We start from the raw sequence: 8,880 nt of genomic DNA, 5'->3' as shown, positions 1-8,880 counted from the left end.
GGAGCCCACGACCGACTTGCGGTCCTGGCCGGCCATCTTGACGGAGCCGGCGTACATGTCGGCCAGGCCGGTGAGCTGGACGGTGCTTTGCGCTTGTGCAGCAGCGCAGCAGGCCAGGGCCGCAGCGAGTGCGATGAACGATTTTTTCATGGAGCCTCTCTTGATTGATTGCTATATAGGAATTGCGGTGTGAAATGCCGGAGCAGGGACTGGAAGGAATCCAGATCCAAGCAATACCCATGCCAACAGGCTCTTTCCTGTCCGGCCGGGATTTCCGAGCGGCTTGCCTCTTTGCGGATGCCCGGCGCCGGGCTGCAGGCAGGCGGTCTTCGCTGGCCCAGTCGCAGCTGCGGCGCGGGATGGCCTATGCACGGAGGGTCAGCAGGCCCTTGTTCTCGATGAATGCCACGACATCGGAGAGTCCTTGCTGGGTTTTGAGATTCGTCATGGCGAAGGGCTTGACGCCCGCAGGTGTCGAGCGCATGCGCACGGTATCGGCGCGCATCACTTCCAGGTCCGCACCAACGTAGGGCGCGAGGTCGGTCTTGTTGATGACGAAGAGGTCGCTCTTGGTGATGCCGGGGCCGCCCTTGCGCGGGATCTTCTCGCCCGCGGCCACGTCGATCACGTAGATGGTCAGGTCGCTGAGCTCGGGGCTGAAGGTCGCCGCGAGGTTGTCGCCGCCGGATTCGATGAAGACGATGTCGGCATCGGGAAACTGGCCCAGCATGCGGTCTATGGCCTCGAGGTTGATCGATGCGTCCTCGCGGATGGCCGTGTGCGGGCAGCCGCCGGTCTCCACCCCCATGATGCGCTCGGGCGGCAGCGCGCCGCTGATGGTCAGCAGGCGCTGGTCTTCCTTGGTGTAGATGTCGTTGGTGATCGCGACCAGGTCCCACTTGTCGCGCATGGCCTTGCACAGCATCTCGAGGATGGTGGTCTTGCCCGAGCCCACGGGCCCGCCTATGCCCACGCGCAGCGGCGGCAGCTTCTTGGTGCGGCGGGGAATGTGGTGCAGTGCAGAGGTCATGATCTGAAGAGGCGTGAGTATTGGTGCTCGTGCCGGGCCGAGAGAATGGCCAGCAGGGGCGAGAAGGCCTGGCGCGCATCGTCCGGCAGGGATTCGGCGTGCGCCACGGCGGCGGGGATTTCCCGGGCCAGGCGCGCCAGGATGCGCTGGCCCGCGCTCTGGCCCAGCGGCACGGCCTTGATCGCGGCCTGCACCATGTTCTCGGCCCAGCCGAAGGCATAGGCCAGCAGGGCCTGCTGCGCCACGGCCCCGGTGAAGGCGGTGGCCAGGGCAAAGGCGATGGGGTAGCTCGGCCGCTGGCCCGACAGCGCCGCCAGCTGCCGGATCTGCGCGCTGCGCCCGGCATCGGCCGTGTGCTGGTTGCGCAGCCAGTCGGCCAGCGAGCGGCCCATCTGCTCGGTCTGCAGGCGCAGCTCGCTGGTCTCGCGCGTGGCCAGCACCCAGCCGTTGAGCTGCTGCACGCGCTGTACGTCGCCGCCCAGCCAGGCGGGCAGGGCCTGGGCGATGGCCGCCATGTCGCCACGCGCCTGGGTCAGGTGCAGCTGCTGCACCAGCCAGCCGGCGGCTTGCGCCTCGGTGGTGACGTGGGCGGCATGGACGGCCGCCTCCAGCCCTTCGGAGTACGAAAAGCCGCCGATGGGCAGCGCCGGCGAGGCCAGCCACATCAGCTGCAGCAGCGTGGCCGAGGCCATGCCCGGCGGGGCTTCAGTGGCCGTGCTCATGGTGATGCCCATGGCCGTGGTGATGGTGGCTGTGTCCGTCGTTGGTCACATGCCCGCCGTAGGCACCGCCTTCGGGCTCGAAGGGCAGCTCGGCCTCGACCACGGTCATGTGCATGCTGCGCAGCAGGTCGGCCAGCACATGGTCGGGCTCGATCTTCAGGTGGTCGGGCTGCAGCTCGATGGGCACATGGCGGTTGCCCAGGTGGTAGGCGGCGCGCATCAGGTCGAAGGGGCTGCCGTGCTCGGCGCAGGCCGTGATGTGCAGCACCTTCTGCGGCGCGGCCAGCACGCGGATCAGCGAGCCGTCCTCGGCCACCAGCACGTCGCCGCCGCGCACGGCCTGGCCGCGTGGCAGGAAGACGGCCAGTTCGCGGCCCTGGCTGTCGGTGGCGGCGAAGCGGCTTTTCTGGCGCACATCCCAGTCCAGTTCCACCGAGGCGGCGCGTTTGAGCAGGCTGGGGGCCAGCCCCTGGCCGGCGAGAAGGCATTTGGAGACTTGCAGCATGTGAGCAAAGAGGGTCAGAGCGCCAGCGTCATGAAGCAGCTGTTCGGGTCCGGATGGTAGCTGCCGAAGGGCTCGCAGGGCACGAACCCGTTGCGCTGGTAGAAGCGCCGGGCCGGTGTAAAGAAGGCCTCGGTGCCGGTCTCCAGGCTGATGCGCGTGGCGCCGATGGCGCGGGCCTGGGCCAGGGCATGCTCCAGCACCTGCTGGGCCGCCGCGGAGCCGCGGTAGGCCGCGCCCACGCGCATGGTCTTGAGTTCGACATGGCCGGCATCCAGCTGCTTGAGCGCGCAGCTGGCCACCAGGGCCGGCCCGGCTTCGTGCTGCGCCCAGCCGGTCCAGAAGCGGATATCGGGCTGGCGCAGCTGGCTCGCATCCAGCGCGTGCACGCTTTCGGGCGGCGAGATGCGGTGCATGTCGTCCAGGTGCTCCTGCAGGAAGGCCAGCACGCGCGGATCGGTCGCCGGGTCGAGGGTGAAATGCAGCTTCATCGTTCCATCATCGCTTCAAAACAGGAAATAGCGCTGCGCCATCGGCAGGCTGCTGGCGGGCTCGCAGGTCAGCAGCTCGCCATTGGCGCGCACCACATAGGTCTGGGCATCCACTTCCATGTGCGGCGCCAGGTCGTTGTGGACCATGTGGCGCTTCTGCACGCCGCGTATGCCCTTGACGGCGGACAGCCGCTTGCGCAGGCCGAAGCGCTGGCCTATGCCCGCCGCCAGGCCGGCCTGGGAGACGAAGGTCAGCGAGGTCTTGGCGATCGCGCCGCCAAACGCCCCGAACATAGGCCGGTAGTGCACGGGCTGGGGCGTGGGGATGGAGGCGTTGGGATCGCCCATGGCGGCCATGGCGATCAGCCCGCCCTTGAGGATGCAGCTGGGCTTGACGCCGAAGAAGGCCGGCTTCCAGACCACGATGTCGGCCCACTTGCCCACCTCCAGGCTGCCCACCTCGTGGCTGATGCCGTGGGCGATCGCGGGGTTGATGGTGTACTTGGCGATGTAGCGCTTGATGCGGAAGTTGTCGTTGCGAGCGCTGTCGCCGGGCAGGGCGCCGCGCTGCTGCTTCATCTTGTGCGCGGTCTGCCAGGTGCGCAGTATCACTTCGCCCACGCGGCCCATGGCCTGGCTGTCGGAGCTGAACATGCTGATCGCGCCGATGTCGTGCAGGATGTCCTCGGCCGCGATGGTCTCCTTGCGGATGCGGCTTTCGGCAAAGGCCAGGTCCTCGGCGATGCCGGCATCCAGGTGGTGGCAGACCATGAGCATGTCCACATGCTCGTCCAGCGTGTTCACCGTGTAGGGGCGTGTGGGGTTGGTGGAGCTGGGCAGCACATGGGCCTCGCCCACCACCTTGAGGATGTCGGGCGCATGGCCGCCGCCCGCGCCCTCGGTGTGGAAGGTATGGATGGTGCGGCCCTTGAAGGCGGCCACCGTGTCCTCCACGAAGCCGCTTTCGTTGAGCGTGTCGGTGTGGATGGCGACCTGGGTGTCGGTGTCCTCGGCCACGGTGAGGCAGTTGTCGATGGCCGCCGGCGTGCTGCCCCAGTCCTCGTGCAGCTTGAGGCCGATGGCGCCGGCCGCGATCTGCTCGTGCAGGCCCTGGGGCTGGCTGGCATTGCCCTTGCCCAGGAAGCCCAGGTTCATCGGAAAGGCATCGGCCGCCTGCAGCATGCGCTCCAGGTTCCAGGGGCCGGGCGTGCAGGTGGTGGCGAAGGTGCCGGTGGCCGGGCCCGTGCCGCCGCCGATCATGGTGGTCACGCCGCTGGTCAGCGCCTCCTCGATCTGCTGCGGGGCGATGAAGTGGATGTGGGTGTCTATGCCGCCGGCCGTGACGATGCTGCCTTCGCAGCTGATGATCTCGGTGCCCGGGCCGATGACGATGTCCACGCCCGGCTGCGTGTCGGGGTTGCCGGCCTTGCCGATGGCGGCGATGCGCCCGTCCTTCAGGCCGATGTCGGCCTTGACGATGCCCCAGTGGTCGATGATGAGGGCGTTGGTCAGCACCGTGTCCATGGCGCCTTGCGCACGGCTGCGCTGGCTTTGCGCCATGCCGTCGCGGATGGTCTTGCCGCCGCCGAACTTCACCTCCTCGCCATAGCCGCCCGCAGCCAGCGTGAAGTCGCGCTCCACCTCGAGGACGAGGTCGGTGTCGGCCAGCCGCACGCGGTCGCCGGTGGTGGGCCCATAGGTCTCGGCGTAGGCGCGCCGGTTCATCGTGGCCATCAGAGTGCTCCCATCACGAGGCCGCGAAAGCCGTGGATCTGCCGGTCGCCGGCGATGTCGACCAGCTCCACCGTGCGCTGCTGGCCGGGCTCGAAGCGCACGGCCATGCCCGAGGCGATGTTCAGGCGCATGCCGCGCGCCGCGGCGCGGTCGAAGGCCAGGCCGGCATTGGTCTCGGCAAAGTGGTAGTGCGAGCCCACCTGGATGGGCCGGTCGCTGGCGTTGTGCACCACCAGCGTGACGGTGCGGCGGCCGGGGTTGAGGACGTGCTCGCCGTCGTCGATGAACAGTTCACCGGGGATCATGGCGCACCTCCGCTCAGGCCAGGCGGGTCAGCAGGAAGGCTCCGAGCAGGGCCGTGGCCGCGCCGGCCAGCCGCGCGAGCCAGCGGTGGCGCTGCACCACGGCATGGCCCAGGGCCATGCCGGCGACATGCAGGGCCGCCGAGCCCAGCGCCATGCCGGCCAGCGCGCCCAGGGCCGTCAGGCCGGTATCGCCCGCCAGCTCGTAGCCATGGGCTGCGCCATGGAAGAACGCGAACACGCCCGCCAACGTGGCGGCCAGCACCCAGGGCATCTGCTTCTGCACGGCCACCAGCAGGCCCAGCACCAGCACCGAGGCGGCGATCATGGGCTCCACGCCCGGCACCCACAGCCCGGCAAAGCCTGCCAGCGCACCGGCCACGAGCAATGCCACAAAGGCCGCCGGCGCGCGCCAGGCCGGCGTGACGGTCAATGCGCTCCACACACCCACGGCCAGCATCGCGGCCAGGTGGTCGAGTCCGGTGAACGGATGGGCCAGGCCCTGCATGAAGCTGTCCAGCAGGCCGTGCGTGTGCGCCTGGCTGCCGCTGTGGGCCAGCGCGGCGATGGGCAGGGCAGGCAGGGCGGCGAGAGCGATGGCTGTTATCTTTTTCATAGCTGTTGACGCTTGATGGGTAAGGGTTGAAGAGCGAAAAAACCTTAAACGATCGGCTCGTGCACCGTGACCAGCTTGGTGCCGTCGGGGAAGGTGGCCTCGACCTGGATGTCCGGAATCATCTCGGCGATGCCCTCCATCACGTCGGCGCGCGTGAGCACGGTACGGCCCTCGCTCATCAGCTGGGCCACGCTCTTGCCGTCGCGCGCGCCCTCCATCACGTAGGCGCTGATCAGGGCCACGGCCTCGGGATAGTTGAGCTTGAGGCCGCGCGCCTTGCGGCGCTCGGCCAGCAGCGCGGCCGTGAAGATCAGCAGCTTGTCTTTTTCACGCGGTGTGAGTTCCATGGTGTTTCACTCGATGCTGGAAGACGTGAGCCCTGTGGCTCGGAAAGCCAGGAAGCCAGCCGGGCGCGCGCGGTGTGAGTTGCATGGTACAGGACCGAAGCAATTGCCATGCCAGTGCGCCGGCCTGGTGCGTGAATGGAAAAATGCAGATGGCTGCGCATTTGTGGTGCATCCGCGTCTGGTGCACCTTGTCCTGAACGGCCGATGCCTTCTTGTGGTGCATTTGACGGTGCATTGCGGTGCAGTATCGATGGCATGAAGCTTGCACGGCATGGGCTCCAAAAAAATCGGGGGAGCATTCCATGCCTTTGAAACCACGCCTTGCCTGCTGCGGGCTCCTGTGGGAGCTGGGTCTCGTGGCCATGGCCCAGGAGGCTCCTGCCGAGCTGCCCGCCATCACCGTCAAGGGCCAGGCGCTGGACGCCGCGCAGCAGCCGTTTTCGGTGACCACGCTGGACGGCGAGCAGGTGCGCGAGCAGCCCGTGCAGGAGCTGGAGTCGCTGTGGAGCAAGGTGCCCGGCATGCATGTCACCAGCTACCAGATCAACGGCGTGGCCAATGCCGTGGTGCTGCGCGGCTTTGCCGGCGGCGGCCACGGCGGCGACATTGCCGCCACGCTGGACGGCATACCGCTGAACGAGGCCATGTCGCACGCCGACGGCTACTTCGACCTGAACGTGGTCGTGCCGCTGGAGCTGGAGCAGGCTGCCGTGCACCGAGGCCCCACGTCGGTGCTGCAGGGCAACTACAACCGTGCCGGGCTGATCGAGCTGCGCACGCGCCGCAGCGGCAGCTACCGCGACATCGACGTGACCGCAGGCTCGCACGGCCTGCTCGACACGCAACTGGCCATCGGGCAGACGCTGGAGTCGGGCGATCAGCTCAACCTCGCGGCCCAGCAGGTGCGCGGCGACGGCGCGCGGCCGGATGCCGGCTTTTCGCGCAGCACGCTCAGCGGCTCCTGGAAGCACCGCGTGACGCCGCGACTGGATGTAGCCCTGTCCGGCCGCTGGCACGAGGCCCGCGGCGACTCGCCCGGCTACCTGACCGAGGCGCAGTGGCGGCAGGATCCGCAGGGCCAGGATGCGCGGGTGGTCGGCGACGGCTCGCGCAAGCGCTTCGGCACGCTGCGCCTGGATGCCGGCTACGACCTGGGCGGCGGCACCCGCCTGCTGGGCTTTGCCTATGGCACGCGGCAGGAGTTCACCCGCTGGTTTACCCGGCCGCGCGCCGGCCGCTGGATGCAGCGCGAGGAGGACTACGAGCGCAGCGTGCGCGGCGCGGGCCTGAACCTGGCCGGCAAGGCCGCGCTGGGCGGCGGCGCGCTGGACTGGATGCTGGGCCTGGAGCAGGTGCGCGAATCCACCGACTACGGCTACTGGGATGGCGTGGATGCGCGGCGGCGCATCGGGCCGGCGCTGGACGACCGCCGCACGCAGCTGGTCAACACCGCGGCCTACGGCCAGGCCGGCTGGCAGGCCAACGACTGGCTGCAGGCCACGGCCGCGCTGCGCCGGGATCGCTTCACGGGCAGTTGCCGCCCGCTGGGGCCGGAAGACGGCGACGATCCCTGCGGCCGCATGGCAAGCCGCAGCCATGCCAGCCCCAAGCTGGGCGTGTCGGCGCAACTTGGCGCCAGCATGGCGCTGCGGGCCAGCTGGGCCGAGGGCTTTGCCCTGCCCAGCGACTTTGCCAAATACGCGCTGGGTGCGCGCGAGCTGGAGTCCAACATCTTCCGCCAGACCGAGCTGGGCCTGCAGTGGAAGCCCTCGGCGCGGTGGCTGGTGGATGCCGCGGTCTACGGCATCACGTCGAGCCAGGAGATCCGCAACACGGCGCCGGGCGAGTACGAGAACTTCGGCGCCACGCTGCGCCAGGGCGCAGAGCTGAAGCTGCATTGGCTGCCGCGCAGCGACTGGCATATCGAATGGGCCTGGGGCCGCGCGCGCTCGCGGGTCACGCAGAACGCCGATGCCGCTCTGATCGGCCGCCAGGTCAGCGGCGTGCCCGGCACCACCAGCACCGTGCATGCGCGCTGGAGCCCGCGCGCCGACCTGACCGTGCACGCCGTGCTGCGCCACGTGGGCCGCAGTGCCCTGAATGCGGCCAACACCGAATGGGCCGGCGCCTACCACTGGGCGGACCTCGGCCTGCAATACCGCCTGCCCGCCGGCGTGGCCCGCAACGCCACTCTCAGCCTGTGGCTGCGCAATGCGGGCAATGCCCGCTATGCCAGCACCACAGTGCTGATCGGCGGCGAGCGCCTGGTGGCGCCCGGCGCGCCGCGCACGCTGCAGCTGGGTTTGCAGGTCTCGCTCTGAATCTGAAAAGAGGACTTTGATGTTGCCTATCCCAAGCCTTTCGATCCCGCTGCGCGCCATGGCCTGCGGCGCACTGCTGCTGGCCGGCACCGCCCAGGCCCATAACGTGTGGCTGGAGCTCGACGCGCAAGGCGGCTACGTGATGCAGTTCGGCGGCCACGAAGGCCAGGTCGAGCCTTTCGACCCTGCCAAGCTGCAGCGCGTGCATGCCTACGACCTGCGCGGCCGGCCGGTAGCCAGCGAGGTGCAGCGCCTGTCCGATGGCATCCGCATCAGGCCCGATGCGCGGGCCGCGCTGATTGCCGTGGAGCTGGACAACGGCTTCTTCAGCACCCCGGGCGGCGACGCGCAGATGCAACCCCTGCCCATGGACCGCAACCCCGGCGCCGTGCGCGGCGTGCATGCGCGCAAGTTCCACAAGACCGTGGTGCAGTGGGGCGCGGTGCTGCAAAAGCCCCTGGGCCAGATGTTCGAGCTGGTGCCCCTGCAGGGCCGCCCGCCCCAGGCGGGCCAGCCGCTGAAGGTGCTGGTGCTGCTGGACGGCCGGCCCCGCGCCGGCGTGCGGCTGAGCTGGGGCGAGCATGGCTCGCCAGTGACCAGCGACGCACAGGGCATGGCCAGCGTGGTGCCGGCGCCGGGCACCAATACCCTGCAGGCCATCCTGCGCGTGCCGGTGCAGGGCGATGCGCGCACCACCGAGAACAGCTACGAATACCTGCTGCGCTTTGCCGCGCATTGAAATGGGGCATGGGCTTGCAGTCCGCACCCGGCTCCAGTCCTGTTCTGGTGCGCGGGCACTGCGGTGGTGCAGAGGG

10 protein-coding genes and 1 pseudogene are annotated in these 8,880 nt (G+C 69.1%); 2 read left to right on the top strand and 9 right to left on the bottom strand.

The features are described 5' to 3' along the window. From V8Z74_RS21990 to V8Z74_RS21950, 9 genes and pseudogenes are all read right to left on the bottom strand, one after another. A pseudogene (locus V8Z74_RS21990) lies at positions 1-150 on the bottom strand (porin); the annotation flags it as partial. Between the two features lie 214 nt (positions 151-364). Further along, positions 365-1,030: an urease accessory protein UreG gene (gene ureG, locus V8Z74_RS21985; RefSeq protein WP_349711175.1), complete on the bottom strand. Its 666-nt coding sequence runs from the start codon at positions 1,028-1,030 to the stop codon at positions 365-367. Continuing rightward, entirely contained in the window at positions 1,027-1,752 is a 726-nt protein-coding gene (locus V8Z74_RS21980) for an urease accessory protein UreF (RefSeq protein ID WP_349711174.1), read from the bottom strand. The genes ureG and V8Z74_RS21980 overlap by 4 nt, the downstream gene beginning before the upstream one ends. Then, complete coding sequence (gene ureE, locus V8Z74_RS21975; protein ID WP_502879593.1) at positions 1,736-2,257, bottom strand: urease accessory protein UreE; 522 nt, start codon at positions 2,255-2,257, stop codon at positions 1,736-1,738. Before ureE ends, V8Z74_RS21980 begins: the two co-directional genes overlap by 17 nt. Positions 2,258-2,271: 14 nt before the next feature. After that, entirely contained in the window at positions 2,272-2,745 is a 474-nt protein-coding gene (locus V8Z74_RS21970) for a GNAT family N-acetyltransferase (RefSeq protein WP_349711173.1), read from the bottom strand. 15 nt (positions 2,746-2,760) lie between these two features. Continuing rightward, entirely contained in the window at positions 2,761-4,479 is a 1,719-nt protein-coding gene (gene ureC / locus V8Z74_RS21965; protein WP_349711171.1) for an urease subunit alpha, read from the bottom strand. Then, positions 4,479-4,784: an urease subunit beta gene (locus V8Z74_RS21960; protein ID WP_349711169.1), complete on the bottom strand. Its 306-nt coding sequence runs from the start codon at positions 4,782-4,784 to the stop codon at positions 4,479-4,481. Before V8Z74_RS21960 ends, ureC begins: the two co-directional genes overlap by 1 nt. A 13-nt stretch (positions 4,785-4,797) precedes the next feature. Further along, a complete protein-coding gene (locus V8Z74_RS21955) occupies positions 4,798-5,397 on the bottom strand; it encodes a HupE/UreJ family protein (protein WP_349711167.1) in 600 nt (199 codons plus the stop codon). A 44-nt stretch (positions 5,398-5,441) separates the two neighbouring features. Then, positions 5,442-5,744 carry an urease subunit gamma gene (locus V8Z74_RS21950; protein ID WP_349711166.1) on the bottom strand — a complete coding sequence of 101 codons (303 nt, stop codon included), beginning with the start codon at positions 5,742-5,744 and terminating at the stop codon, positions 5,442-5,444. A 302-nt stretch (positions 5,745-6,046) separates the two neighbouring features. Here V8Z74_RS21950 and V8Z74_RS21945 point away from each other — a divergent pair, with 302 nt between their 5' ends. Together V8Z74_RS21945 and V8Z74_RS21940 are read left to right on the top strand one after the other, a co-directional pair. Next, complete coding sequence (locus V8Z74_RS21945; protein ID WP_349711165.1) at positions 6,047-8,065, top strand: TonB-dependent receptor; 2,019 nt, start codon at positions 6,047-6,049, stop codon at positions 8,063-8,065. A 19-nt stretch (positions 8,066-8,084) separates the two neighbouring features. Next, a complete protein-coding gene (locus V8Z74_RS21940; protein ID WP_349711164.1) occupies positions 8,085-8,804 on the top strand; it encodes a DUF4198 domain-containing protein in 720 nt (239 codons plus the stop codon). Positions 8,805-8,880: the final 76 nt, after the last annotated feature.

This window comes from Comamonas sp. w2-DMI (assembly GCF_040187735.1).
Taxonomy (GTDB): Bacteria; Pseudomonadota; Gammaproteobacteria; order Burkholderiales; family Burkholderiaceae_C; genus Comamonas; species Comamonas terrae.
This window is presented reverse-complemented; position numbering and strand designations above follow the sequence as displayed.

Bases quoted from the DNA above. Each gene is read 5' to 3' on its own strand.
- V8Z74_RS21955 (WP_349711167.1), bottom strand. From the start codon at position 5,397: ATGAAAAAGATAACAGCCATCGCTCTCGCCGCCCTGCCTGCCCTGCCC.
- ureC (WP_349711171.1), bottom strand. From the start codon at position 4,479: ATGGCCACGATGAACCGGCGCGCCTACGCCGAGACCTATGGGCCCACC.
- V8Z74_RS21980 (WP_349711174.1), bottom strand. From the start codon at position 1,752: ATGAGCACGGCCACTGAAGCCCCGCCGGGCATGGCCTCGGCCACGCTG.
- V8Z74_RS21940 (WP_349711164.1), top strand. From the start codon at position 8,085: ATGTTGCCTATCCCAAGCCTTTCGATCCCGCTGCGCGCCATGGCCTGC.
- V8Z74_RS21945 (WP_349711165.1), top strand. From the start codon at position 6,047: ATGCCTTTGAAACCACGCCTTGCCTGCTGCGGGCTCCTGTGGGAGCTG.
- V8Z74_RS21960 (WP_349711169.1), bottom strand. From the start codon at position 4,784: ATGATCCCCGGTGAACTGTTCATCGACGACGGCGAGCACGTCCTCAAC.
- ureG (WP_349711175.1), bottom strand. From the start codon at position 1,030: ATGACCTCTGCACTGCACCACATTCCCCGCCGCACCAAGAAGCTGCCG.
- ureE (WP_502879593.1), bottom strand. From the start codon at position 2,257: ATGCTGCAAGTCTCCAAATGCCTTCTCGCCGGCCAGGGGCTGGCCCCC.
- V8Z74_RS21970 (WP_349711173.1), bottom strand. From the start codon at position 2,745: ATGAAGCTGCATTTCACCCTCGACCCGGCGACCGATCCGCGCGTGCTG.
- V8Z74_RS21950 (WP_349711166.1), bottom strand. From the start codon at position 5,744: ATGGAACTCACACCGCGTGAAAAAGACAAGCTGCTGATCTTCACGGCC.